This is a genomic window from Picosynechococcus sp. PCC 73109 (genome assembly GCF_001521855.1).
Classification (GTDB): Bacteria; Cyanobacteriota; Cyanobacteriia; order Cyanobacteriales; family MRBY01; genus MRBY01.
Map to the genome: position 1 here is coordinate 547,546 of NZ_CP013998.1, position 22,341 is coordinate 569,886.

The window sequence follows — 22,341 nt, forward strand, 5'->3', positions numbered from 1 at the left end:
ACGGGACGTAGCGCAGCTTGGTAGCGCACCACTTTGGGGTAGTGGGGGTCGTGGGTTCAAATCCCGCCGTTCCGATACTAAGAAAATCTAATCATCACCCTCGAAAGACTTCTGGATAATCCGGAGGTTTTTTTCGTTTCTGGAAATCGTTTTTGGGAAAAGAAATCACAGGCGATCGCCTAGCGACCGATTAAGACTACTCGCCCCGCCAAAACCCGTTCATGCGGATTATCTTTACTGGGACGAAACTCACCCACACCGAGACAGTTATGGGCCTGGTCATGGACAGCCAGAGGTTCCCCCAGGGGATCAGCCAAGGCCACATCCCAACTAATTTTTTGCCCATAACTCCACTGGGTTACTTGGGCTTCATTCAGAACGACGGCTGGCAAATGGGCCAAAGCTTGACTCGGCGCGAGGCAAGCAAATACTCCCGTTTCCCGCTGGGCGGCAATGTCTTCTAGGCTAATACTCTCCTCTAGGTCAAAACCGCCACTGCGAGTCCGCGTTAAACCCGCTAAGGTGGCCCCGACCCCCAACCGTTCACCGAGATCCCGGGCGATCGCCCGGATGTAAGTCCCTTCTCCACAGCAAATTTCCAGGGTCAGTTCTGGAAAATCCCCCGGCTGCCACGCCTTAATTTGCAAGTCGTAAATTTCCACCTGACGACTAGGTACATCTACGGCGATCCCTTGGCGAGCCAACTCATATAAGCGTTTACCATCCCGCTGGATCGCGCTAAAGGCTGGGGGAATTTGGGTGATAGTACCGAAAAAGTCCGGTAAAACCCGTTGAATCTCCGCCAAAGTTAAGGCGCTACAAGCTTTTTGGGTAATTACTTCCCCTTCTAGGTCATCCGTGGTTGTCTTGACCCCAAAGCGGACAATCCCTTGATAACTTTTTTGTTTCGGCAAATATTGCAAAAGACGCGTTGCCTTACCCACCGCAACAGGCAAAACCCCCGTGGCCATCGGATCGAGGGTGCCACCATGGCCAATTTTTTTGAGGCCCAGGAGCCGCCGCAGTTTCCCAACACAATCATGGGAAGTCCAGCCAGCCGGTTTTTGCAAGTTAATAAAGCCCCACCCGCTAAAGGCTGATCCTGTCCGTTGCTGATTCAAATGGCCCCCTTTTTTCCGTCACCAATGACAATGAGCCTTTGTATTTTGCCCTATCTTGGCTTGGCACGACAAAAAGGATCTTGCTATACTTCTTGTAACGAAATGTAAAGAATCATTTCTAAGAAATCCCACCGTTGCAACAAGGAGTCCCGTCCATCGTGGTAGACAACAAGGCAACCATCCTCGTAGTCGATGACGAAATCGCCGTACGTCGTATCTTACAAACTCGTTTATCCATGATTGGCTACGACATTATCACTGCTGCTGATGGTGATGAAGCCCTCGACATTTTTTGGCGTGAAGATCCCGATTTAGTCATTTTGGATGTGATGATGCCCAAGCGCGATGGGTATTACGTCTGCCAAGAAATTCGCCGCGAATCTAGTACACCGATCATCATGTTGACGGCCCTTGGGGATGTGGCCGACCGGATTACGGGATTGCGCTTTGGGGCCGATGATTATTTGATCAAACCATTTTCGCCCAAGGAATTGGAGGTGCGGATCCAGTGTATTTTGCGGCGCACCCAAAAAACGCTGCCCCCCACGGAAGAAGCGGGAATTTTACGGACGGCCAACCTAGTGATTGATACGAATCGCCGCAAGGTGACCCAAAATAATAAGCCCCTGCGGTTAACCCACATTGAATTTAATTTGCTGGAATTGCTCGTGAACCAAGCGGGACAACCCCTAAGCCGCACGGATATTTTGACGGCAATCTGGGGTTATGTGCCCCGCCGCCACAGTGATTTGCGGGTGGTGGATGTCCATGTATCACGCCTGCGCTCGAAGATTGAGCAGGATCCACGCCAGCCAGAATTTATCATCACAGAACGGGGCACAGGCTATCTGTTTCGGAAACTACCGGTGGCGATCGCCGCGAATGTATCTTCTTCTATGGCGGCATCGTAGTGGAGTTGATTTTAAAAAAAGCTCAGGAGAGTTAGACATAAGCCGGGTTCTGTTCTCTTGCAGCGCAAAAGGGCAGTTATCTATCTAGGATGACTGTTACCAGCCACCTCCAGCGGCACTCCAAATTATGGGATCGGAAAAAGACCAACCATCATCCCGCCGTCCTTGCTCCCAACCGGGGTTTACCGAGCCAGCATCTCACGATACTGCTGGTGCGCTCTTACCGCACCTTTGCACCCTTACCAGATAGCTTAGGCGAACCTAATGCTAATCTTCGGCGGTATGTTTCTGTGGCACTATCCTCACGCTCACGCGCACTGGGCGTTACCCAGCAAGTTTGGTCTTTGGGGAGCCCGGACTTTCCTCAGAGCTGATCTCAAGGTCAACCCTGCAACTGCCGCGCTAACTCTCCTACTGGTCAGTGTAGCGGTATTTTATTTCCGGCGTCTATCTTGGAGCTTTTTGTAGACGTCCCGCAGTTCTACGCCATGGTGGGCGATCGCCACGAGGGAGTGATAAAACAGATCGGCCACTTCCCCGGCGATGTCGTCTTTGTCATCGTCTTTGCAGGCCATCACCACTTCGGCGGCTTCTTCACCAATTTTTTTGAGGATTTTATTATCCCCTGCTTCAAAGAGGCTATTGGTATAGGAACCCACTTGGGGATTGTCCCGGCGATCGCGGATGACGTTAAAAACTTCTGAGAGGGTATCCGCTGGGGGTGCAGATTTACTGTGATCCAGTTGGTGGAAACAGCTCCGTTCCCCCGTGTGGCAAGCAATATCACCAATCTGCTCAATGGACATTAAAATCGCATCACTATCGCAATCATAGCGGAGGGATTGTACCTTTTGAATGTGTCCGGAGGTGGCCCCTTTGTGCCATAGCTCTTGGCGGGAACGACTCCAATACCAAGCTTCTCCCGTGTCCATGGTTTTTTCTAGGGATGTTTGGTTCATCCAGGCCAACATCAGCACAGTGCCATCAAGATAATCTTGGGCGATCGCCGGCACCAATCCCTGCTCATTGAAACGCACCTGATCCAGTGGGATAGCACCACGTAAACTCATTTTGACGATCTCCAATCTCTAAAAAATAACGACTAATTGGGGCAATGAATGCCAATAAAAAAGAAAGCCCAATTATTGAGCTTTCCTAGTATAAACGGTGGGGTTTTGTTCCCCAATTCCTCAGAAACCTTTGCTAAAAAAACTTAGGCAGAAGCATCTGCGGGGTAAACACTGACCTTACGGCGGCCACGCTTGTAGTGCTCGAACTTAACGATGCCATCGACAAGGGCAAACAAGGTGTCATCGCCACCACGACCAACATTATTGCCGGGGTGAACTTTGGTGCCCCGTTGACGGACGAGGATGCTGCCAGTGGTCACGGTTTGGCCACCATAGCGTTTTACACCGAGTCTTTGGGCGCGGGAGTCGCGGCCGTTTCTCGTACTACCAGTACCTTTCTTATGTGCCATTGGGATTCTCCAGTTGCTAGAAATCTAGGGATTTATTGTAACAGTGAACTATTGCTGACTGTTGGGGGGATTTAGGCGTCTGCTTTGGCCGCAACAACATTGCCACCAACTTTGATGCTATCGATCATGAAGCGGGTGAAATATTGACGATGACCGCGCTTTTTACGGGTTTTCTTCTTGGGCAGCATTTTGTAAACCAGCACTTTCTTAGCCCGGCGCTGATCAACAACAGTCCCTTCAACGGTTGCGCCGTCGATGTAGGGTTGACCGACAGTGACGCCATTGTCATCGCTGATCAAAAGCACTTTATCAATGGTGTGGTTGCCATCGATGTCCACATCGAGTCTTTCGATATCGTAGAAACGACCGGGCTCAACACGAACCTGCTTGCCGCCGGTTTCAATAATTGCGTAGCTCATAAAAATAGTAATTTTTCTATAGGGTTGCCGTACAGGTAGCAATCGCGCTTAAGTCTGTTTGCTTCACAAAGTTAAGGCTGGCGATCGCATTTTTACTGTGTCACCTGATCCGAGCAGGATATAAAGACACAATCATCTAATATAGATTTAATTTGTGGGTTTCGTCAAATCCTGGCACATTACAAAATAACTTCCAAAAAAAATAAAATTACGTGTGGTGCTGAATTTAGGGATTAGGATAGATTTTGTGTAATTTCCTTTGCAGGTGAGTACTGTTATGTCTGCGATCGCCGTCCTTTGTACATTGAATTGTGCTGTGATGCCTGTGGTGGCAGAGCCGTTGATGCAGACGGGCCAAGGCTCACCGATGGCGCAATTACCGGGGGGAGTAGAGGCCCAGGAAATTGAGCTGGAAGGGGAAATGAACTATGGCGAAATTCAAATCCAAGACCGTACGGGTCAGCAGCAACAATTTTCCTTAGAAGCAAATCCAACCGAGGGGGCGACAGATGTCGAGGCAGTTCCTACTCCGCCAGCGGTGCTTGAAGTAATCAGCGATCGCCAGGAATATAACGAGCAAACCCAGGTGGTGACAGCCATGGGGAATGTGATTGTCCGCTTTCAGGAAGCCGTTCTCAGCGCCGACCAACTCCAGATTAATCTCAACAGCAAATTGGCGATCGCCAGGGGAGATGTCGCCCTACGTCGGGGACAACAGATTTTACGGGGTGAACAATTTACCTATTTCTTTGTACAAAATCGCGGCCAGATCCAACAGGCAGAAGGGGAAATTTCCCAAACGACCTTAAACCAAGACTTGGGAGTGCGACCCACACGTTTTGGGGTCAGTAGCAATCCAGCCGTGCTTTTAAACGAACGGCTTTTGCTCAATCAACCAGCCACAGAGGTCATGGGCGAAGAAGGGATTAGTTTTGTCCTGGGCAGTGGGCGTGACATTGGCACCCGTGACATTGATACCCAGACGAACGTCATTAATCGGGTGCGTTTCCAAGCTGAATCGGTGGAATTTGTCGGCGATCGCTGGGAAGCTAAAAATATCAGCATTACCAATGATCCTTTTTCGCCACCGGAACTGCAGTTGGTGGCAGACACGGCCACTTACCAAAAAGTAGACGAATTTAACGACGAGCTCGTCACCACCAAGACCCGCCTCGTCATTGATAACAACGTTTCTTTACCTGTATTTCCGCGTACCTTTCGCTTTGGCGAATCCGAGGGGATTTTTAGCCAGGTATCCTTTGGATTTGATGATGAGGAAAAAGGCGGTTTATTTCTGCAGCGGCGATTTTCCCTTTATCGCAGTGCCCAGGGTCGCTGGACAGTGACCCCCCAATACCTCCTCCAGAAGGCTTGGTTCCCGGATACGATCCTCGCAGAAACCAACGATGATGATGCAGGGGAAATCTTGGCCCCTGGGGTGTTTGCGGTGACCAGTGAGTTTGACTATCGGTTTAATCCACGGGTGTCATTTGCGGCACGGGGTTCCTTAGAGAATCTCAAGCTGGATAATTTTGAAGATAAACTCGAGTTGAATTTTCGCCTAGAACAACAGCTTGGTAATTTAGATAATCCCTTTCGCCTTAGTCAGGAATTTAACTACCGCGATCGCCTTTTTAATGGTTCCCTCGGCTTCCAGCGAGTACAGCGGAGTTTTGGCATTGTGCTGCGATCGCCGCGCTATATTTTGGGAGATTCCGGCTTTGAGGTGGATTTTCAGGCCAGCGTGCAGAATATCGAAGCCGATACCGACCGCCCAGACTTATTGGAACCTGGGGTCAGCGAAGACCAAGTGAACCTCACCCGTTACCAAGGCTCCTTTAACCTCGACCATCGTTTTCCTCTCTGGAGCGGTGAACCACTGCCGCCAACTCGCTTTGAAGGCTTACGGTACAGTCCGAGGCCCATTGTTCCCTATGTTTCTCTGGTGACGGGGTTACAGGGGGTAGCGGGGGTTTACAGCAATGGCGATCGCCAAAATTCCCTCCGGGGAAAAATCGGCATCGAAGGACAATTTGGCCGCTTTGCCGGGAACAGTTTCGACTATACGGGTTTTAATCTGAGCTACACCAATAGCGTCCTCAGTGATGAACTATCGCCGTTTCTCTTTGACCGGGCCGTTGACCAACGTACCCTCGAATTCGGCCTGACCCAACAACTTTATGGCCCCTTTCGGGTGGGTTTCCAGACGGCGATCAACCTCGACAGCGAAGAAGCGATTAGCACCGATTATTTCCTTGAATATAGTCGACGGACCCACGGTGTGCTATTGCGCTACAATCCCGTCCTTGAAATTGGTTCGGTGAATATCACGATCAATAGTTTTAATTGGAACGGCTCCACAGATCCGTTTACCAACGAAGAAATTCGGCCCGTCAGCGATGGGGTCACACCTTAACGAAATTCACAGAATTTAGATCTGCCAATCCTCCTGGGCGAGGGTCTGGATGCGATGGAGATCATTCATGATGTACTGCAAAGGCGTGATGGTGATATAGCCAGCGGCGATCGCCTGGACATCCGTCGGAAAATCTAGGGGAATATTCGGCTCATCCGGTTGGGGTAATTCTTCGATCACTTCCCCAGAGAGCCAATAATAGGTTTTGCCGCGCGGATCTTGACGCTTCTGAAATTGTTCAATGTAACGGCGTAACCCCTGACGTGTAATTTTCACCCCCGCAAGCTTTTCTTTTTCTAGGTTGGGCACATTAATATTCAACAAAACTGGCGTATCCTGGTTGGCGATCGCCCAGTGGGGACGTTTTTCCATCAGTTGACAGAGGAGCTTGACTGCGAAATCAGCGGCAGGTTGAAAATTGTGGCTGGTATAGTCCGCCAGGCTTAGGGCAATGCTGTGAATACCTTCTAATAACCCTTCCATCGCCGCCGAAACCGTCCCCGAATAAAGGACATCTGTTCCCAAATTAGAGCCGTGGTTAATGCCAGAGAGGACAAAATCAGGGCGTTCCTTGAGGACAGCACTGAGGGCAAATTTGACACAATCCGATGGTGTACCAGAGCAGCTCCAAGCAGTGACACGGGGATCAAAAATTCCTTCGACAATTTCAGTGCGGATCGGGCGGTGGAGCGTTAAACCGTGCCCCGTGGCAGAACGTTCCCGGTCAGGACAAACGACGGTGACCTGGTGACCTGCTTCGGCGAGGGTATTGGCGAGGGTACGGATCCCCAGGGCGGAGATGCCATCATCATTACTGATTAATAAATTCAGTGGCGTAGCAGGTGTCATGGGTTCCTGGTGAAAAATTGACGTTTTTTTATGATCAAGGACGGTTTAAACTGTTAGGGTCTTCACCATCGAAACAAGTTTAGTCGCACTCTTTTTGGCATGACCACTTCTACTTTGACCCAAATCGAATCTGATTTGCAAACGCTCCAACAGGAAGCCACCGACGCGATCGCCACGGCGACAGATCTCGACACCCTCGAAAAATTGCGGGTCAACTACCTCGGCAAGAAGGGTCAACTGTCCCAAATCCTCCGGGGTATGGGCAAACTCTCCGCTGAAGAACGGCCAAAAATTGGGGCGATCGCCAACCAAGTTAAAGAAGCCCTCCAGGGGGCTCTTGATACCAAGCTTGAAACTCTCCAGAAAGCGAAGATCGAAGCCCAACTCAAGGCCGAAACTCTCGATGTCACCATGACCGGTGTGGGGCGTCCCCTGGGGAAAATGCACCCGCTCCAGAGCACCATTGACCGGGTTTTAGATATTTTTGTGGGCCTGGGCTACACCGTCGCTGAAGGCCCCCAAATTGAGACAGACTATTACAACTTTGAGGCACTCAATACCCCTGCTGACCACCCGGCGCGGGATATGCAGGATACATTTTATCTGCCGGGCGATCGCCTATTGCGCACCCATACTTCCTCAGTGCAGATTCGCCACATGGAGCAAAACGAACCCCCTTTAAGGATCGTTGCCCCGGGCCGGGTTTACCGTCGCGATACCGTCGATGCGACCCACTCCGCCGTGTTCCATCAGATTGAACTCCTGGCAATTGATAAAAATTTGAAATTCACCGACCTAAAAGGCACCCTCAAGGAATTTTTGCGGCAGATGTTCGGCGAAGACCTAGAGGTGACCTTCCGGGCCAGCTACTTCCCCTTCACTGAACCTTCCGCCGAAGTGGATGTGAAATGGCAAGGTAAATGGCTGGAGGTGATGGGCTGTGGCATGGTGGACCCCAATGTCCTCAAAGCTGTCGGCTACGACCCAGAAGTTTATACGGGCTTCGCCGCTGGGCTAGGGGTAGAACGCTTTGCGATGGTTCTGCACAAGCTGGACGATATTCGCCGTTTGTATAACAGTGATCTGCGCTTTTTGCGTCAGTTCTAGGCCGTTTTCGACTAGGGTTTCTACAATAGTGGGGAAAGGCGATCGCCTGGTTGATTGCCAATGTCCGCTTAGTATGACCAAGAACCCTGCATGAGACAGAAAAGTACAGCCGCAGTGTTAGCCTTTTTCCTCGGTGGTGTGGGGGGGCATAAATTCTATCTGGGGGAAATCGGCTGGGGGATTATTTACGCTATTTTTTTCTGGACTTACATTCCCACCATTGTCGGCTTTGTCGAAGCAATCGTGTTGGTTAGTATGTCCCAGGATGATTTTGACAAAAAGTACAACACCAAAGCCCTCATGGGATACGAGTCCAAACGCTTAACTCCTAACGCGATCCCCCCCCAGGTGATTGTGAATATTGGGGATCAGGCGATCGCCGCCAATCAGCAAAATGTGACTCCCAGTTTGGCCCCAGACACACCTGTCGATCAAAATATTGCCAAAGAAGCCCTCGATCGTCGCATCCTTAAATTTTGTCAGACCAAAGGCGAAGTTACCCTTCTAGACTGCTTCCTTGAAATTGAAGAAGTCCCAAGAAACATCCTCGAATCCCACCTAGAAAATCTAGTGCGGGCGGAATTTTTGCAAGTGACGAATCGTGCCACCGATGGCAAAATTGTTTATCGTTTAGCTAAGTACAGGACAAAAGTTGTATGGGGTGAAACTCTGACCCAAGTAGAGATTGGGGAGAAGCGGTAAAAAAGCGACGCAATAAGTCAAAGCCATAGCGAAACAAACTCCGAGCTCGACGGCCATGGGCCTTGATGATACGAATCGGCTTTTGGATATGTCGCCATAAACCCGCTTTCATCGCCCAAACAAAGCCAATGGCCAACAGAGCCAGCAGCTTCGACAAACGCACCTTATCGGTAAAATGGGTCGATTCCAAGCAAAAGCCACGGGTCTTAAGAGCTCCAAACAGGGTTTCAATTCCCCAGCGACGACGGTAATCTGCTAAAGCATTTTGAGGGTCATGGGTGGTGATGATAATCAGAAACTCATCCTCATTTTTACTAGCTCTTCGTTTCGAGTCGAGACGAGTGCCCATGACATAGACCTGACGACCCCAGACCCACCGTTTTCCTGGCAGTATTCTTGTTTCGCCAATGGCTAAGGAGCGAAACAGATGTGACCCCGCGATGGCGGGTTGACCTTTGCCTTTACTTATTTTGTCGGTCTGACGTAGGCGCAGACGAAAGGGAATAGGCTTATCGAGCATCAGATACGATAACCAGGGCTTGCCGATAAACTCTCGGTCTCCCGTGAGATAGGCAATCTCGATATTGGGAAATAAGGTTTCAAAGCGTTCGAGCAAATCCATCCGCTCTGTACTATTGCTGTTGCCCCTCTTCTTTTTGAGCATCGTCCACATCAATGGATAGCCGATACCCTCATGGACGACGCACAGCATTAGGATGTTGAAGTCAGTTGTCCCCAATGACCAGTTGGTGCGGTCGATGCTTAAGACCCAAGGTTGCGGGATAGCCGCGATATTCATTACCATCCTGGCGATTTTGTCCATGTTGACGTCAAAGGACTGAAAGAATCGCTGCATGCGTTTGTAATTAGACTCTTCTGCTGCATTGCCTCCCCAGACGGTGGCGAGTTCGGCGAGATTGACGGTTTTAGCCCGGAACAGTGCCACCAGGAAGAGGGCGATAAATGACAGTCTGGCTCCATGCCATCCGAGATGAGGTCGCAATTGGCGGCGAATTTCGCTAATCTGATTCATGAGGGCTTGATTGATTTGTGCTTATTTCCATCAAACCCTCTCCCTCTATCCTTTTCAAGCTTTTTGTCCTGTACAGAGATCGTTTAGACAACTAATGGATGTCTTCGTGCTTTCAAAACGTAACATTCATAACAACAATTTAACCTTTATTTAAAAAATACCACTTTACTAAAGTTAGGAGAATTCAAGCTATGACCTTTGATCCCGATAAAAGAAAACTGCTTTCGAGTCTCTGCCATGGTGCCATTTTCATTAACTATACATTTGTTTCCATTGGGATTCCGGCCGCCCTGTTAGTTGTGAGTGAAGATCCTGTCGTTAAAGCCAATGCACGGGAATCCCTCAATCTCCACCTAAACCTCTGGGTTGGTTGGGCGATCGCCGGTTTTTGCGCGGCTACTGTAATCCTAATTCCCATTGCGATCATCCTGGCCATTCCCCTATTGCTCTTGAGCTTTGTGATGCCAATTCTGGCGATTTTAAAAATTCTAGGCAACCCAGCAACAGAATATCGCTATCCTTTTATCATCCATATTTTGTAACTAAAATAACGATGGTTGACTTCGTTCTTTCGCCTTTTTCTATCAAATTCAGCTTAAATAATCATTAAGATACATGATCCATTTAGGTGGATTTTTAAGATTGTGATTTTCTGCAATTGATCGAGTCCAAAGAAACAGTTAAGACGTAACCACGGTTACAATCTGTTGACATTAACTTTGTTAACGTAGGAGCAACAATCGCAAGGAAGTCAAACCATCGTGACTTTAATCTCTGTTGCCATCATCGAAGGAAATCCCCACTTGAGATCATTGCTTGGCTGGCATCTTCAACAAGCTAACTATGCCATTTACCAAGCCGCAAATCTCAACCAGTCGCGGCGTGTCTTTGAACAGCACATGCCCGCCTTGGTGCTACTAGACTCGGAATTACCGGACGGTGATGGCCTCGAACTCTGCCGTTGGTTGCGCCAAAATACCCAGGCTATCATTCTCATCCTGTCGGCCAAAAATACAGAAAAAGATGTTGTGGCAGGGTTAAAGGCCGGGGCTGATGATTATTTAACGAAGCCCTTCGGGATGCAAGAACTTTTAGCACGGGTAGAAGCCTTGACGCGGCGGATTCGGGCGGTGAGTGCTCCCCTCCAACTTGATTATGGTGAATTGCGCATTGATCTCGTGCAGCGGCGAGTACAATTCCGGGGTTTGTATATTGATTTAACGCCCCAAGAATTTAGTTTGTTGTATGTGCTTGCCCAGGCTAATGGGGAACCCCTCAGTCGCTCAGAATTATTGCGGCGGGCATGGCCCGATGCCATTGATAACCCCCGCACCATCGACACCCATGTGTTGTCCCTGCGGAAAAAAATTGAACAGGATCCCCGTCAGCCCAATTTGATTCAAACGGTACGTAATGTAGGCTATCGCTTCAATCTCGATGGGATTGGGTCTGGTCTCGGCAATGGCAATGCAACCTTAGAACCTTCACCGACGCCGACTCGCCCAAGCCACCCAAAACTCAAAACCCGAACTTCCATTCGTGAGCTGGTTAATCAAGGTTAGAGGGTCGTCACCACGGTTCGCTATTGGTGGATTGACGACTTTGGAGGGTTTGCTGGATGACTGACCAAGGAATAGGGTGATTGTAGTGCTGGTGCTGGATTTGGCCTTGGTCGAGGTAAATCAATTTTGTTGCGAGTTGCTGGGCGAAGTCGAGGTTGTGGGTAGAAATAACCAGAGGGATATTGGATTGGGCCTGATATTTTAACAACAGCGCAACTAAGGTTTGAATACGACCTAAATCTAGGGCGGCGGTGGGTTCGTCTAGGAGGAGAACTTGGGGTTTGCAGAGGAGTGCCCTGGCGATCGCCACCCATTGTTTTTGCCCTCCGGACAGGAGTGCTTCGTGGCGATCAAGCCATTCTGGGGGAATATCCAGTTGATCTTGCCACTGTTGCCAATGGTTGCGGATAGTTGGGGCCGATTGTTTCCGTAACTGGAGTGGGTACCATAGGGCATCCTTGACGGTCATGGCCAAAAGGCGGGCCTCCTGGGGCACGAGGGCAATGTGTTGCCGTAGGACAACGGGATTATAGGCGCTGTAGGGCTGACCTTGGAAGGTGAGGCGGCCTGCGGTGGGACTCTGAAGTTGATTGAGACAGTGGAGGAGGGTCGTTTTTCCGGAGCCCGATGGCCCCACCAGCACTAGGCGATCGCCTGGCTCTAGGGCAAAGGAAATATCCCGGAGAATATTCCGAGGCCCAAGGGTCAGGGTGAGTTGTTCAACCGTTAAAATCGCCATGGATAAGGTGCCAGAGTACAGAGTGCTGCTGTTATTGTTTCACGCGGTAATGGAGAAATAATTCCGAGGCGATCGCCTCATATTCCAGAAGTTCGAGGGTCAAGCCCGCCGTCTGTAAAAAACCATTGCCTGCCATGGGGGTGGGGGCCGCTGTTCCGCCGAGTAAAACAGGACAAACCGTCAGCCACAGTTCATCTAAGCAGCCTTGCTCCGCGAAGCTGGCGATGAGGTTTCCCCCTCCCAACAGGCCCAACTTTTCAATCCCCCGTTGCCTCAGTTCTGTGAGAGTTGGTTGCCATGCTCCGGCTGGATCTAGGGCAATAATTTGCTCAAAACCTGGAAATTCCGCCCACCGGGGGAGTTGTTCGGGAGCGGTTAAAAGACCTCGGCGGAGGGGCTGCCGAAAAAAAGGTAAATCTTGGGACAGATTGCCGGAGCCAGAACAAACAAAGTGGATCGGTTGGGGCGGTTGGTGGCGGTCTTGGCGTTGTTGCAATAGGTGGCGATCGCCAATCGGGAGACTTGTGCCATAGGCGCGGAGGGTATTGGCCCCAAACATTACCGCATCCATCTGGGCAATTAACCATTCCAAGTGAGCCTTATCCTGGGCCGAAGGAAACCGCGCTGGAGCGCCACTGTAATCGGCAATTTTACCGTCAGCACTCATAGCGGCGATCGCTGTTACCAGGGGTCGCTGCTTATGCATACCAACTGTCAGCTTCATCCCGTTCGATGGGCCAATCTTCATTTTCGCCTCCCACCACAATCCGGCGCAGATCCACAAAATCCTTGCTTAACTGCTTCAGGGCATTAACCAAGACATCTAAAGCAATGAGATCACTCGTCCCCAAATCAAACCAGCAACGTCCCCAAATGCCCTCATATTCAAAGTCCCCTTTATTGTGCATTGGGGCCATCAGCGCATTATCCGCTTGGTCTTCGTCGTAGGTGAGGTAGCTAATATCTACCCCGGTTTCTTGGATCTGGAGATTCTCCGCATTAAAGCCCCCTAATTTCCCGATGTAAAACCAAGAGTCAAATAGCTCTTCGACATATTGTTTTTCTGTTTCCGAAGGCACATGGTCAAACTCCAACCAAATCCAGAGGTCGAAGGGGGAAAATTCGCGAAATTGGACTTCCATATTGTTTGTGGATAATAGGGCTTGAGAAATGTCAGTATAAACGTTTTGCAAAAAACCAAGAAACATCCTCCCTGGAGGGAGGTGCTCAACGGGCGGAGGGTGGATTCCCTCTTGGGAGAGTTAAAGGGCATTCCAAGCTGCTGCCGCATCAGCCACCGCCTGGGGGACTGTCTTTTGGCCGAGCATCGCTGCTTGGAGATTCTCGTAGATAAGCTTTTGCAGTTCCGTGAGATTCTCCTGGGCGGGGATCAAAATTTCAGCATCAGCCAATTGTTCTGCACTAATTTTCCGGGCCAAACTGAGGCTATCAGTGGCGGCGCTGGTGGCGAGTTTCGCAATGTATTGTTCCACTGCGGCCTGGGTAGAGGGCAAAACATTGGCGGCTTCAGCAAAGGCAAGTTGATTTTCAGTATTTGTGACAAAGAGGGCAAAATCGAGGGCAGCCTCTGGATCGTCGCTATCTTTGGGGATCACAAGGTTCATTACGGCGACGTTCTTCTTACCTGTTTCCCCGGTGATTTGGGGGGCTGGGACGGATACCGTAGCAATTTGGGGCGCGTTCTGCTGGATGGTATTGATAAATTCGGGGGAAGTGTTGGCGATCGCCGTTTCCCCAGCTTGGTAGAGTTCAATACCGTGGCTATGGCCTTGGGTCAACACTTCTGGGGGTAATAATTCCGCCTGGTAAAGATCGACCCAGTATTGGAACGCAGCAATGCCTTCGGGGGTATTAAAGCCCGCAGAACCATCAGCATTGACTAGGGTGACTCCCATTTGTACCAAGGACTCCAGGACTTCATTGGAGTCACCGGGAACGAAGGTGACGAAAAAGGCATATTTCCCAGTTGTTTCTTTGATCGTTTGGGCGGCGATCGCCAACTCTGTGTAGGTGCTAGGGGGAGCGTCAATGCCCGCCTCAGCAAATAAATCTTCGTTATAAAAACTAATCCGGGTCGTGAGATACCAGGGAATACCAAAGGTTTGGCCGTTGATTTGATTCGCCTGCCAAATTTTCGGCAAATAGCGATCGCGCAATTCTGGCGTCAGACGATCATCCAGCACCAACCAAGCATCACGACTGGCCAACTGGGAAGCAAAATTAGGATTGAGGTTCACCACATCCGGAGCCGTGCGCGCCGAAACCGCCGTCAGGATTTTACTTTCCATCGCTGACCAAGGGACATCTACCCAGCGCACCGTTTCTGCCGCATTTTCGGTTTCAAAGGCCGTAATTAATTCATTGAAATAATCTGTAAACTTTGGTTGCAATTGCATTGTCCAAAATTCGACCGTTTCTGGGGTGTTGCCATTGCCCCCAGGTATCTGCTGACAGGCGGCGATCGCCACCAAACTCACCCCCACAAACAGTCCACGCCGTAGCCCTTTGAGACCATTAAACATAAAAACTTTCCTCCCAATTTCAGCCGCAGTGATCACTCACATTGAATTGACCTTCAGATCATGCCATTATCCAGACAGCTTCAGGGGCAAAATTGCTCCCTTTTTTGCGATTGTTATTTACTTTCGGCAAACTGAGCTAAATTTAATAGCAACCGGGGTATGGGTGGTTAGCACCGATGGCTCCATAGGTCATCCTTTCGGAACATTTTCCTATGCTAGATTTCTTCAAAAATATCTTCAAACCAAAGCGTAAAGGGATTGGCATCGAGATCTCAACGGAACGCTTAAACATTGTCCAACTCAAAAAACAGGGACAGGTCTATAAGCTGGCGACCTACATCACCGAACCCGTCCCCGAAGGCATTTTTGAAGAAGGAAAAATTGTTGATGTTCCCGCCCTCGCCGAGCTGATCCAAAATACCCTCAGCGCCAACAACATCAGCGCCAAACAGGTTACGGCCGCCGTGCCCATGCGGGAGGCAATTATCCGCCTGATCCCGATCCCCGCCGAACTCGATGATGCCGAACTGCGGGATATGGTCCTCAACCACGAAGCAAGCCTCTACCTGCCCTACCCCCGCGAAGAAGTGGATCTCGATTACCAAAAACTTGGGTTTTTCCAAGATGAAGATGGCATTGAAAAGGTGCAAGTTCTGTTGGTGGCCACCCGGCGAGAAGTGACCGACGCCTATGTGGAGACCATTGTCCAGGCGGGACTAGAGATCAATATCCTCGAAATCAATAGTTTTGCCCTCCTCCGGACGATTCGTGAGCAACTACGGCAGTTTAGCTCCCAGGAAGCGGTGGTCTTGGTTGATATTGAATTTGACTGTACCGAAATTGCCATTGTGGTCGATGGGGTGCCGCAGTTTTCCCGGACAGTACCCATCGGCGCTTCGCAACTACAAAATGCCCTATCCCGCGCCATGAATTTACCTGCCCCCCGCGACATCGAACTTCTCCAGGGGATGACCATTCCCAACACACCAATGGAAGGATCGCGCACCGGCGCCACGGGCATTAACCCTGGGATGGCGGCCCTCCTGCGCGTTCTGGGGGAACTGACAGACGAATTGCGCCGTTCCATTGATTTTTATCTCAACCAGAGTGGTGAGCTGGAAGTGGCCCAATTGATGCTGGCTGGCCCTGGTGGTGGGATTAGTCAACTGGATGAATTTTTTACGCAGCGTCTCAGCATTCCGACGATTCAAATTGATCCGTTTGAGGCGCTGTCTATTGACGTTGATGAAGAAATTTCCAAGGTGCAACGGCCATCCTTGGGCACTGCATTGGGTTTAGGACTCCGGGAGGTATAAGGCTATGTATGGTTTAGATATTAATTTCCTGAAAGACCGTGGTTTAACGAAAGATTCTTCGATGGCGATCGCCGATCGTCTGGTGAGCAAACCTGGGGTGATTCCGGGCCAAGAGCCAAAGCCACTAATTATCGGTGGGGCGGTCACTGCGGCGGCCTTGGCGGTGGTGGGTCTGTTATGGTTCCAGCAAAGTCGTGAAAAAGCGAACATCCAAGAAGAGATTGCCGTTGTCGATCAACAGCTCCAGGGAGCCAATGCCCAGCAGGCAAGATTACAGCAAATTCAACAAGAAATTGATACCTATAAATCCCAAAGCCAAGCCTTTGTAGATGTGCTGCAAACGAGGATTAAGCCCTGGTCGGCCATTTTGCGGGAAGTGGGTGATTTAACCCCACCCGGTCTCAAGATCACCTCCTTCGAGCAGTCGGATAATCAAGTGTTGGTACGGGGTAACGCACGCACTTTTAATGAAGTGAATGATTTTGTTCTCAACCTGCCGGAATCGCCTTTGCTGCAAGGGGAAGAAATCTATATTGTCAGTGCAAATTTAGTCGATAACCCGATTACCACTGCCCAGGTGGATTTTCCGCGGCCCGTTGCTTCTTTTAGCATGCCCCAGGTGGTGGACTATACGGTATCAATCTCCCTCAATGACCTCACCGATGCAGAGGTGATTCGCACCCTAGACAGCCAGGGGGCACGGGGGATGGCCGAACGCTTGCGGAGTAGCTTTTAGGATTTAACGATCTCGATATTCATCAACACTGTGAGGAGGAGCAACAACCGATGACATACGCAGAAGAGTTCCGGCAAACGATGACGGAAATGACCATGGTTGGTCAGGAACAGGGCTTTTTTGAAGCTTTTGGGATTCAGTTCACTTCAAAAGTTTTAGGGACGATGTTGGCGATCGCCGGCATTGGGGCCAGTGCCGGACTATGGTGGTTTCTCGTTCGGCCCATCCAAGGGGAAATCAGCACCCTCGAACAGGAACTCCAGACAAAACAAGCAGAATTACAAGAAAAAGGCGCCGGGAATATCCAAGAGCAAATTGCCCAGCGCGAGGTGGAATTAGCCAACGAGCAACGGATTGCCACCGAAATTCTCAATGCCTATGGTCAAGACAAGCAAATGCAGACTTTTTTGCTTGATTTCAACCGGATCCTCACAGCCAGCAATGTACAACTAACAAGCTACGAGCCGACACCACCTAAACCCGAATTTATTACCGATGCCGTTACCTACGGTGAAGCTGCCCAAAATAAGCTGAAATACCAAACCTTTAACGTCAGCTTCGATAATATGACCTACACAGAAGCAGAGTCCATGCTCACGAGCATCGATGTGTTGCAGCCGTTGTTGGTATTGCGTAATTTTTCGACGACGGTGGCTGAACCAGCGACATTCCGCTACGAAAATGGCCGTTTGGTAACACAATCCCAAGCCCAGCTAGGGGTTTCCTTTGTGGTGGATGCCCTCATTGCCCCGACCCCGGAAGAGCTAGCTGCCCGACAAGCAGAATTAGCTGCTGAGGCCGCCCCAGCCGAGGGAGAAGAAGGTCAAGAGGAACAACCTGCAGAGAATGGTGGCTAGGTTTCGAGGTCAAAACAATTTGCTGAGGAGATAGGGAGGTAAACTAGCGGCATAGGAACCATTAATTTTGGTTTCAAAACAAATTTCTGAAGACATTATTAGCAAAACTTATTTTAAATTGCTAATTATTTTGGATTTTTAGGGTTGTTTTTTAAAATTATTGTTAATTTCAAGCGGGATTCATTTCGGTTTTTCGATTACATTTAATTAGTGTGTGTGGAGATTTTCTGTCGTGAATATCAAGTCCTATTCCGGAGTCGTCGCTGGTGTCGTTGCTTCTACAACAGTTTTAGTTACCCCAGCCCAGGCAGCAAATATACAAGTACGAGAACTGGCGGTACGGCCAGGGGATGGCAACCTAGAACTCGCTCTCAGTCTTGCGCCAGAGAGTGCAAATCTGTCTGGTGAGAAGCCCCAGATTTCGACGACCCAAAAAGACCGGGTACTCATCGCAGAAATTGCGAACGCGCGGTTAGATCTCGGCAATGGACAGGATATTTTCAGCCAAGATAATCCTTTACCTGGGATTGAGCGCATCGAGGTGATGGAGTCGGCTCCAGGCAATGTCAAAATCGTCGCCCTAGGGGAAGTGGCAGCACCAAAAGGGGAAATCCTCAGCCAGGATGACAATAGCATTTTGCTCAATGTGACCACCTCGACAGCAGACACGACAGAAACGGCCCAGGTCACAGAGCCCTCCACAGTCATTGAACCGACCTTGTTGGCCCAGAGTACCCCCAGCAGTAACAATCAAAATAATTTTCTCCAACCGACAGCCCCAATTCCACCGTTTTTACCAAGGGCCAGTGCGCCACCCGTGGGGGATATTGCGGTTTCGACAATTGATACGACCCTGCCTAGCTATGTGAATCTACAAACGAACGCGGTTGTCCCCCGTCTCGTACTAAAGGAAGCCCCCATTGAGGATGTGATGTCTCTGTTGGCCCGCGCTTCCGGCCTCAATATCGTTGTGGGCAATGATGTAAAAGCACCTGCCGGGGAAGGTGAAGCGCCGCCTGTTACCGTCTCTTTAGATATGCAAAATGCACCTGTGCAAGATGTCTTTAACTACGTCTTAATGCTTGGTGACCTCAATGCTGTGAGAAATGGCAACACAATTTTTGTCGGGAGAAATCTGCCCTTTGCGATCGCCCCCAGGATTACCCGCAGCTTCCGATTGAATCAGGCGGCAGCAGAGGAAGCTCGTTGTTTTTTGCTGACAGGGGACTCTAGTATCACTGAAACCGTTACCGAAGAGCGAGAAGTAGAATCAACGGGGGAAGCATTGAGCCTTGAAGGTGGTGGGATCGGCACTCGATCACAAAGCTCTTCAGTGACGCGGGAAACGACGAGGGAATGTGTCGGTGAAGAGAGAACTGAAGGCCTATTCGCTAAATTCAGTAACTTGGATATTCTTACAGATGGACGCTTGAATGCGATTACGCTAGCGGGTGATCCGAAGACGATTGAGATTGCAAGCAACTTTTTGAAACAGTTAGATGCTCGTCAGCGGCAAGTAGCAGTAAACGTCAAAATTATTGATGTAACACTCACGGGAAATCGCTCTATCTCTTCTGATATTAAACTCTTGCTTGAAGATCGTATTGGAATTAGCGCTGGAGACGGGATAATTTTATCTCCCAGTGATCTTTCCAGAGGTAGTAGCATTTTTTCTGAGTTTAACCCTGCTGGAATTGTTGTTGAGCAAGGCAATCAAGAGGTTTCTTTTGGAGAGGCTTTTGATGCTTTCGATAGCTTAGATCCTGCAAATACAGTTTTTGTTGGGCCAATTAGGCAAGCTCTTCAAATTGCAGGTGAGACTATACCTACGCCGGGTGAAGGTGATCCCCCCTTCAACGAAAATCAGATTGCCGCAGTAATTCGTACAGTTGATGATTTGGGAAATGTTAGCCTCTCTATCCAAGGACTCGGGGTGCAGAAAGACAATTCTATTGGTCGAGGAACTAACTTTATCGGTAATTTGGTTGCTGGCTTACTGCGTAATACAACCTCTAAAATTATTGCTGACCCTACTTTAATCATTCAAGAAACTGAAACGGGTGAATTGCGTGTTACGGATCAGATCGTTAATAATGTGAGAATTGTGGCGGCGACGGGAGATAATACGAACGGCAACAATGCATCTACTGCTCTACCCGAACCTGTTCTAGCTGAAGTCGGTTTAGTCGTGCCGATTACCGTAGAAAATATTGATGACAACGGTTTCATTACTTTGAACGTAACGCCTGAGGTATCAATCCCTGGAAATCAGGTAAGATTTGAAGCTGGTGACAGTGAAAATATCTTAACTTTGAAGCGTCAAAGTATTCTTAGTTCCGGTTCAGTACGCCTTCGTGACAACCAAACATTGATCTTGGCCGGGGCGATTGATGAACGGGATTTAACAACGACTTCTAAGGTACCTATTTTGGGTGATATTCCTATTCTTGGAGCCTTATTTAGAAGTACCACGCGAGAAAACAGCCGTCGTGAATTGCTCTTTATTATTACCCCCCAGGTTGTTGATGATTCGGACAATGCTATGTGGGGTTATAGCTATCAACCCAGCGAAACAGCCCGTGAAATGCTAGACAATGCCCGTTTCCCCACCCGTTAACCATCCGTAGGGGCTTGGTTCCCATGCCCTTGGTTTCTATTATTTTGGATTTGGAAACCAAATCCCTACGGTTATTGCGATGGCAAATCAATATAATCCGCAAATTCATCATCGGCACTCCATTCGTTTGAAATCCTATGATTACAACCGGGCAGGCGCGTATTTTGTGACAATTTGTGTGCAGGGTCGTGAATGTTTATTGGGAACGATCACAAATCAAATATTGCAGTTAAACGAGTATGGAAAAATTGTTGAACAAGTTTGGAATTATTTGCCTAGACATTTTGAAAATCTAGAAATTGATGCCGCCGTGATTATGCCCAATCATTTTCATGGCATCTTAATTTGTACCGAACCTGAAACGACAGATTTCCCTGTGCCACCGCCAAAAGATGCTTTTAACGCCATTCATAACAAAGGCGATCGCCCTTTTTACGAACAAAAAACAAACCTCGGCAAAATCATCGCCTATTTTAAATATCAAACAACGAAAAAAATCAACCAAAAACGCGGTCTAGTTGGGACAAAAATTTGGCAAAAAAACTATTACGAGCACATTATTCGCCATGAAAAATTTCTCAATATCCTCAGAGAATACATAGAAAATAATCCCTACAATTGGCACACCGACCAATTACACCCCAATATCCCATCGAAATGGTAGGGATTTGGTTGCCAGGGGATTTCATAATAATGGGATTTGGTCTCCAAATCCCTACGGGAAAAACGGGACTGGCCGGATTCGAACCGGCGACCTAGCGCTTCAGATTGGTGTGGGTTTCCCCAACTCTCTGGACTATCTCTTCACCCTAGAACTCAGGATTTGGTTACCAAATCCTACAGTTTCCGTAGGTGGTGGCCGTTATGCTGGGTTGGCGATGACCTTTCGCTACAAACGTTAGCGTACAAGATCCTCAAAAAAAATTTTCCCCAAAACCAACCTGCTAGTCTCTGCACCTTCCTCCGGCGAGGCACCGAAAGGCTTGGCTCAGGGTTACCCTATGATGGAAATTTTCATCACTTAGGCTTCCTTGAATTTGACCACATTCAGCCATGGCGTTTCCGATCCATGCTGCCCGAAAGATTCAGGAGGCGCTTGCTCTATCCTGCTGAGCCACAGCCCCAATAAAGCGCCAAAATTATAACATAGCTTTTTTTCTATGCTAACTAGCGACCTGTTCTCGGATCAGTTGCACTGCTTCCCATAAATTTTCCACAATGAAATCTGGGTTGTGGGCGGCCAATAATTGGCGATCGCGAATCCCCGAAAGAACTGCAATCACGGGAATATTATGGCTCTGGGCCGAGCGAATATCGGCTTCCGTATCTCCCACCATCCAAGTGGTCTCTTTGGGACGCAGTCGGGCAAGGCTTTCTCCCATGAGCAACGGCTTTTGATAAAAATCTTGGTTGCGATCCGTTGAGTCGGGTAAACAAAAACGGCGATCGCCCGGAAAAATATCCTGCAAAACCGGATGAAGCTGCAAAATTTTGTCCAGTTCACTGTAACGACGCATGGTAACAGTCATCACTTCCCAGCCCAAGCTTTGGGCCGCCGTCAACGCTTCTAATGATCCCTCAATCAGGCGATCGTGCACCATATTTTCCAGTCGATGCACATGGTCATCCCGGAGCCGCTTAAACTCTGGCAACTGATCTTCCCGGAGACCCGACCGCAAACCAATATCGGTCTGGGAAGTCTTTTGTCGCTTCAAGGCCCAAAATTCCTCCTTTGTTAAGGGGGATAACGTTTGCTCTGGTTCTGCGACTTGGGTTAACCGCCAGCGATAAACACGATAGTAGCGTTCCGACAGATCTACGACCACCCCATCAAAATCCGAAATTAACCTGACCATTACACCACTGCCTATAAAATTTATGGCGACTAGCATAGGTCAGCAATGGGGGATAATCAACCTACTACGTTTTTATC

At 49.3% G+C, this 22,341-nt stretch carries 22 protein-coding genes, 1 tRNA gene and 1 other RNA gene; 12 read left to right on the forward strand and 12 right to left on the reverse strand.

Going from position 1 to position 22,341, the window contains the following annotated elements:
* The first annotated feature begins 1 nt into the window (after position 1).
* A tRNA-Pro gene (locus AWQ23_RS02575) sits at positions 2–75 on the forward strand.
* Between the two features lie 104 nt (positions 76–179).
* Here the strand turns inward: AWQ23_RS02575 and truB are convergent.
* Positions 180–1,070, reverse strand: coding sequence for a tRNA pseudouridine(55) synthase TruB (gene truB / locus AWQ23_RS02580; RefSeq protein ID WP_232308949.1), 891 nt, complete (start codon positions 1,068–1,070; stop codon positions 180–182).
* A 209-nt stretch (positions 1,071–1,279) separates the two neighbouring features.
* On the opposite strand from truB, the gene rpaB reads away from it, so the two are divergent.
* A complete protein-coding gene (rpaB, locus tag AWQ23_RS02585) occupies positions 1,280–2,032 on the forward strand; it encodes a response regulator transcription factor RpaB (protein WP_030007099.1) in 753 nt (250 codons plus the stop codon).
* Positions 2,033–2,054: 22 nt separating this feature from the next.
* Here the strand turns inward: rpaB and rnpB are convergent.
* The 4 genes from rnpB to rplU form a co-directional block, all read right to left on the reverse strand.
* Positions 2,055–2,443, reverse strand: an RNA gene (gene rnpB, locus AWQ23_RS02590) — RNase P RNA component class A.
* A gap of 23 nt (positions 2,444–2,466) precedes the next feature.
* Positions 2,467–3,102, reverse strand: a complete 636-nt coding sequence (gene hisIE / locus AWQ23_RS02595) for a bifunctional phosphoribosyl-AMP cyclohydrolase/phosphoribosyl-ATP diphosphatase HisIE (RefSeq protein WP_062432220.1) — start codon at positions 3,100–3,102, stop codon at positions 2,467–2,469.
* A 143-nt stretch (positions 3,103–3,245) separates the two neighbouring features.
* A complete protein-coding gene (gene rpmA / locus AWQ23_RS02600; protein ID WP_012306120.1) occupies positions 3,246–3,512 on the reverse strand; it encodes a 50S ribosomal protein L27 in 267 nt (88 codons plus the stop codon).
* Positions 3,513–3,583: 71 nt separating this feature from the next.
* On the reverse strand, positions 3,584–3,931 hold the full coding sequence (gene rplU / locus AWQ23_RS02605) for a 50S ribosomal protein L21 (protein WP_030007101.1): 348 nt from the start codon (positions 3,929–3,931) through the stop codon (positions 3,584–3,586).
* A 265-nt stretch (positions 3,932–4,196) separates the two neighbouring features.
* On the opposite strand from rplU, the gene AWQ23_RS02610 reads away from it, so the two are divergent.
* On the forward strand, positions 4,197–6,347 hold the full coding sequence (locus tag AWQ23_RS02610) for a DUF3769 domain-containing protein (RefSeq protein WP_232308950.1): 2,151 nt from the start codon (positions 4,197–4,199) through the stop codon (positions 6,345–6,347).
* A 15-nt stretch (positions 6,348–6,362) separates the two neighbouring features.
* On the opposite strand, the gene surE is transcribed toward AWQ23_RS02610, so the two are convergent.
* Complete coding sequence (gene surE / locus AWQ23_RS02615; protein WP_030007103.1) at positions 6,363–7,196, reverse strand: 5'/3'-nucleotidase SurE; 834 nt, start codon at positions 7,194–7,196, stop codon at positions 6,363–6,365.
* 99 nt (positions 7,197–7,295) lie between these two features.
* On the opposite strand from surE, the gene pheS reads away from it, so the two are divergent.
* Positions 7,296–8,303, forward strand: coding sequence for a phenylalanine--tRNA ligase subunit alpha (gene pheS, locus AWQ23_RS02620; RefSeq protein WP_062432223.1), 1,008 nt, complete (start codon positions 7,296–7,298; stop codon positions 8,301–8,303).
* A 90-nt stretch (positions 8,304–8,393) separates the two neighbouring features.
* The gene (locus tag AWQ23_RS15695) at positions 8,394–9,005 is read left to right on the forward strand and encodes a TM2 domain-containing protein (protein WP_232308951.1); all 612 of its coding nucleotides are present in this window, start codon (positions 8,394–8,396) and stop codon (positions 9,003–9,005) included.
* Here the strand turns inward: AWQ23_RS15695 and AWQ23_RS02630 are convergent.
* Positions 8,938–10,038 carry an IS4-like element ISSysp2 family transposase gene (locus AWQ23_RS02630; protein WP_062432013.1) on the reverse strand — a complete coding sequence of 367 codons (1,101 nt, stop codon included), beginning with the start codon at positions 10,036–10,038 and terminating at the stop codon, positions 8,938–8,940. The genes AWQ23_RS15695 and AWQ23_RS02630 overlap by 68 nt on opposite strands.
* Before the next feature lie 191 nt (positions 10,039–10,229).
* Between AWQ23_RS02630 and AWQ23_RS02635 the strand changes: the two genes are divergently transcribed.
* Both AWQ23_RS02635 and AWQ23_RS02640 read left to right on the forward strand, forming a co-directional pair.
* Complete coding sequence (locus AWQ23_RS02635) at positions 10,230–10,580, forward strand: DUF4870 domain-containing protein (protein ID WP_062432226.1); 351 nt, start codon at positions 10,230–10,232, stop codon at positions 10,578–10,580.
* Between the two features lie 219 nt (positions 10,581–10,799).
* Positions 10,800–11,600 (forward strand): response regulator transcription factor, encoded by an 801-nt coding sequence (locus AWQ23_RS02640; RefSeq protein WP_062432229.1) that lies wholly within the window; start codon positions 10,800–10,802, stop codon positions 11,598–11,600.
* A gap of 7 nt (positions 11,601–11,607) precedes the next feature.
* Here AWQ23_RS02640 and AWQ23_RS02645 read toward each other — a convergent pair whose 3' ends face one another.
* The 4 genes from AWQ23_RS02645 to AWQ23_RS02660 form a co-directional block, all read right to left on the reverse strand.
* On the reverse strand, positions 11,608–12,339 hold the full coding sequence (locus AWQ23_RS02645; protein WP_062432240.1) for an ATP-binding cassette domain-containing protein: 732 nt from the start codon (positions 12,337–12,339) through the stop codon (positions 11,608–11,610).
* A 31-nt stretch (positions 12,340–12,370) separates the two neighbouring features.
* The gene (locus AWQ23_RS02650) at positions 12,371–13,045 is read right to left on the reverse strand and encodes a RibD family protein (RefSeq protein WP_062432243.1); all 675 of its coding nucleotides are present in this window, start codon (positions 13,043–13,045) and stop codon (positions 12,371–12,373) included.
* Positions 13,038–13,481: a DUF3531 family protein gene (locus tag AWQ23_RS02655; protein WP_030007109.1), complete on the reverse strand. Its 444-nt coding sequence runs from the start codon at positions 13,479–13,481 to the stop codon at positions 13,038–13,040. Before AWQ23_RS02655 ends, AWQ23_RS02650 begins: the two co-directional genes overlap by 8 nt.
* A 120-nt stretch (positions 13,482–13,601) precedes the next feature.
* The gene (locus AWQ23_RS02660) at positions 13,602–14,882 is read right to left on the reverse strand and encodes an ABC transporter substrate-binding protein (protein ID WP_062432246.1); all 1,281 of its coding nucleotides are present in this window, start codon (positions 14,880–14,882) and stop codon (positions 13,602–13,604) included.
* Positions 14,883–15,094: 212 nt separating this feature from the next.
* Between AWQ23_RS02660 and pilM the strand changes: the two genes are divergently transcribed.
* The 5 genes from pilM to AWQ23_RS02685 all read left to right on the forward strand — a co-directional run bounded on the left by pilM (position 15,095) and on the right by AWQ23_RS02685 (position 21,072).
* Complete coding sequence (gene pilM / locus AWQ23_RS02665; RefSeq protein WP_062432248.1) at positions 15,095–16,198, forward strand: type IV pilus assembly protein PilM; 1,104 nt, start codon at positions 15,095–15,097, stop codon at positions 16,196–16,198.
* Between the two features lie 4 nt (positions 16,199–16,202).
* On the forward strand, positions 16,203–16,934 hold the full coding sequence (locus AWQ23_RS02670) for a PilN domain-containing protein (protein WP_062432249.1): 732 nt from the start codon (positions 16,203–16,205) through the stop codon (positions 16,932–16,934).
* 50 nt (positions 16,935–16,984) lie between these two features.
* Positions 16,985–17,791: a hypothetical protein gene (locus AWQ23_RS02675; protein WP_062432251.1), complete on the forward strand. Its 807-nt coding sequence runs from the start codon at positions 16,985–16,987 to the stop codon at positions 17,789–17,791.
* Between the two features lie 232 nt (positions 17,792–18,023).
* Positions 18,024–20,408: an AMIN domain-containing protein gene (locus tag AWQ23_RS02680; protein ID WP_062432254.1), complete on the forward strand. Its 2,385-nt coding sequence runs from the start codon at positions 18,024–18,026 to the stop codon at positions 20,406–20,408.
* Positions 20,409–20,487: 79 nt separating this feature from the next.
* The gene (locus AWQ23_RS02685) at positions 20,488–21,072 is read left to right on the forward strand and encodes a transposase (RefSeq protein WP_062432257.1); all 585 of its coding nucleotides are present in this window, start codon (positions 20,488–20,490) and stop codon (positions 21,070–21,072) included.
* 499 nt (positions 21,073–21,571) lie between these two features.
* On the opposite strand, the gene AWQ23_RS02690 is transcribed toward AWQ23_RS02685, so the two are convergent.
* The gene (locus AWQ23_RS02690; RefSeq protein WP_062432260.1) at positions 21,572–22,264 is read right to left on the reverse strand and encodes an HAD family hydrolase; all 693 of its coding nucleotides are present in this window, start codon (positions 22,262–22,264) and stop codon (positions 21,572–21,574) included.
* Positions 22,265–22,341 lie beyond the last annotated feature (77 nt).

What these genes read in the sequence shown, in the direction of transcription:
- hisIE (WP_062432220.1), bottom strand. Translation starts at nt 3,102, where the DNA reads ATGAGTTTACGTGGTGCTATCCCACTGGATCAGGTGCGTTTCAATGAG.
- rpmA (WP_012306120.1), bottom strand. Translation starts at nt 3,512, where the DNA reads ATGGCACATAAGAAAGGTACTGGTAGTACGAGAAACGGCCGCGACTCC.
- rplU (WP_030007101.1), bottom strand. Translation starts at nt 3,931, where the DNA reads ATGAGCTACGCAATTATTGAAACCGGCGGCAAGCAGGTTCGTGTTGAG.
- surE (WP_030007103.1), bottom strand. Translation starts at nt 7,196, where the DNA reads ATGACACCTGCTACGCCACTGAATTTATTAATCAGTAATGATGATGGC.
- pheS (WP_062432223.1), top strand. Translation starts at nt 7,296, where the DNA reads ATGACCACTTCTACTTTGACCCAAATCGAATCTGATTTGCAAACGCTC.
- AWQ23_RS15695 (WP_232308951.1), top strand. Translation starts at nt 8,394, where the DNA reads ATGAGACAGAAAAGTACAGCCGCAGTGTTAGCCTTTTTCCTCGGTGGT.
- AWQ23_RS02630 (WP_062432013.1), bottom strand. Translation starts at nt 10,038, where the DNA reads ATGAATCAGATTAGCGAAATTCGCCGCCAATTGCGACCTCATCTCGGA.
- AWQ23_RS02635 (WP_062432226.1), top strand. Translation starts at nt 10,230, where the DNA reads ATGACCTTTGATCCCGATAAAAGAAAACTGCTTTCGAGTCTCTGCCAT.
- AWQ23_RS02645 (WP_062432240.1), bottom strand. Translation starts at nt 12,339, where the DNA reads ATGGCGATTTTAACGGTTGAACAACTCACCCTGACCCTTGGGCCTCGG.
- AWQ23_RS02650 (WP_062432243.1), bottom strand. Translation starts at nt 13,045, where the DNA reads ATGCATAAGCAGCGACCCCTGGTAACAGCGATCGCCGCTATGAGTGCT.
- AWQ23_RS02655 (WP_030007109.1), bottom strand. Translation starts at nt 13,481, where the DNA reads ATGGAAGTCCAATTTCGCGAATTTTCCCCCTTCGACCTCTGGATTTGG.
- AWQ23_RS02660 (WP_062432246.1), bottom strand. Translation starts at nt 14,882, where the DNA reads ATGTTTAATGGTCTCAAAGGGCTACGGCGTGGACTGTTTGTGGGGGTG.
- pilM (WP_062432248.1), top strand. Translation starts at nt 15,095, where the DNA reads ATGCTAGATTTCTTCAAAAATATCTTCAAACCAAAGCGTAAAGGGATT.
- AWQ23_RS02670 (WP_062432249.1), top strand. Translation starts at nt 16,203, where the DNA reads ATGTATGGTTTAGATATTAATTTCCTGAAAGACCGTGGTTTAACGAAA.
- AWQ23_RS02675 (WP_062432251.1), top strand. Translation starts at nt 16,985, where the DNA reads ATGACATACGCAGAAGAGTTCCGGCAAACGATGACGGAAATGACCATG.
- AWQ23_RS02685 (WP_062432257.1), top strand. Translation starts at nt 20,488, where the DNA reads ATGGCAAATCAATATAATCCGCAAATTCATCATCGGCACTCCATTCGT.
- AWQ23_RS02690 (WP_062432260.1), bottom strand. Translation starts at nt 22,264, where the DNA reads ATGGTCAGGTTAATTTCGGATTTTGATGGGGTGGTCGTAGATCTGTCG.